We start from the raw sequence: 248 nt of genomic DNA, 5'->3' as shown, positions 1-248 counted from the left end.
GTCAGTCAGGAGTATTTAGCCTTGGAGGATGGTCCCCCCATGTTCAGACAAGATATCACGTGTCCCGTCCTACTCGATTTCACACAAAGTTAGTTTTCGTGTACGGGGCTATCACCCTGTATCGCGCTACTTTCCAGAAGCTTCCACTAACACCCTCTGTGCTTAAGGGCTAATCCCCGTTCGCTCGCCGCTACTTAGGGAATCTCAATTGATTTCTTTTCCTCAGGGTACTTAGATGTTTCAGTTCC

General features: G+C 48.4%; 1 rRNA gene. It reads right to left on the bottom strand.

Annotated features, from left to right (window positions below):
- A 23S ribosomal RNA gene (locus tag FCL40_RS18500) occupies window positions 1-248 on the bottom strand; the annotation flags it as partial.

The sequence above is a fragment of the Ferrimonas sediminicola genome, from assembly GCF_005116715.1.
GTDB lineage: Bacteria > Pseudomonadota > Gammaproteobacteria > Enterobacterales > Shewanellaceae > Ferrimonas > Ferrimonas sediminicola.
The sequence above is the reverse complement of the archived record's forward strand: the minus strand, read 5'-3'. Positions and strand labels throughout refer to the sequence as shown.